The following is a 1400-nucleotide window of genomic DNA, read 5'->3' on the forward strand; positions in this document are numbered from 1 at the left end:
GGACGCTCCTATAGATGTCAAGTCGCCGGTGGTGGTGGGCGGAGGTCGGCGCGCAGAGCTTGGAACACTTCGCGGGCGAGGTATCGCTTGAGGCAGCGGATGATCTCGGGTTTGGTTTTGCCGTCGGAGGTGCGGCGGGCGACGTAGTCTTTGGTCCGCTGGTCGTAGCGCATGCGCACGATGACCGCGACGTGCAGTGCCTGGTTGGCTTGCCGGTCACCGCCGCGGTGTAGTCGGTGGCGGACGGTCTTGCCGGAGGAGGCGGGGATCGGGGCGACGCCGCAGAGGCGGGCGAAAGTGGCTTCGCTGGTGAGCCGGTCGGGGTTGTCTCCGATCGAGATCACTAGCGCTGCAGCGGTATCCGGACCGAGCGCGAATACGTCGACGGTATTCGGGGCGACCTGCTCGAGTAGTTGCAGTAGGTGCTTTTTGAGCTGGTCGGCGTGGGTTTGCAGTTCGTGCACCTGGGTGGCCAGTGACCGCAACGCGAGCTTGGTGGCCTGGAGCGGGTCGGTGCAGCGGGCCGGGTCGGGTCGGAACGCAGCGCAAGTGGATATCAGTTTCGCGCGCGACAGGCTGCGCAACTGGCTGCGCAGTGCTTCCGGGCTGGTGGTGATCAGTCCGCGTAGTGCGTTCGTCGCGGCGGTGGTGGCCTTGACCGCGTTGTGGCGTGCGACGCGCAGCGCGCGGACGGCTTCGACGGCGCCGTGGCGCAGCTTCGGCGCGGTCACCCCGGAGCCGTCGAGGAGTCGGCGTGCGGCGGCGTAGGCGTCGATGGTGTCGGTTTTGCCCTGCGCGCGGCGCAACCGCCGGTTCGGGCGCGGAACTTCCGCGACTTGATGGCCGCGTGCGTGCAGGTGGCGGGCCAGCCCAGCTCCGTAGGATCCGGTGCCTTCGATCCCGATCTGCGCAACCGTCCCGAACGAGGTGATCCACTGATCAATCGCCGAGTAACCGGCAGCGGTGGTGGGGAATCCGCAGTCGTCGATCTTCTTGCCGTGCTCGTTGACGACCGCGACGTGATGGGTCTCGGCGTGAGTGTCGACGCCGGCGTAGACAACCGGTGAGTGATCGGCGGGACTGTTCATCGAGCAGGTGCTGCCTTTCGGTGTGGTCAGGTTCTGCTGCTCGCCACCGGGGTCCGGTGGTGTGGGACGGACAGGCCAGTCACGGGACGGCGCAAGCGCGGCAGGCTCCTATCAGGTCACGACCCACGCTGCGCAGAACCATCGGAGTGGGCTGAGCAATGTGGGCCCACCGCACCCGCCGAGCCGAGTCGACAGGTCCCGAGTAAGGACACCCGGGCAGGGGTCGGGAAACTACCGAGTCACACCCGAGCCCGGCTGGTGCGGTGAGCAGGCCCACCACGCCGACCGGAACCGGGGCCGACGGGTCCTTAG

1 protein-coding gene is annotated in these 1400 nt (G+C 67.7%); it reads right to left on the reverse strand.

Annotation, left to right across the window (positions count from 1 at the left end; translation table 11 throughout):
• Positions 1–17: 17 nt before the first annotated feature.
• Complete coding sequence (locus ABZV91_RS32465) at positions 18–1088, reverse strand: IS110 family transposase (protein WP_355249532.1); 1071 nt, start codon at positions 1086–1088, stop codon at positions 18–20.
• Between the last annotated feature and the right edge of the window lie 312 nt (positions 1089–1400).

Origin of the sequence: Nocardia sp. NPDC004568 (genome assembly GCF_040609955.1) — a bacterium.
In the GTDB taxonomy this organism is placed as follows: domain Bacteria; phylum Actinomycetota; class Actinomycetes; order Mycobacteriales; family Mycobacteriaceae; genus Nocardia.

Bases quoted from the DNA above. Each gene is read 5' to 3' on its own strand.
- ABZV91_RS32465 (WP_355249532.1), bottom strand. From the start codon at position 1,088: ATGAACAGTCCCGCCGATCACTCACCGGTTGTCTACGCCGGCGTCGAC.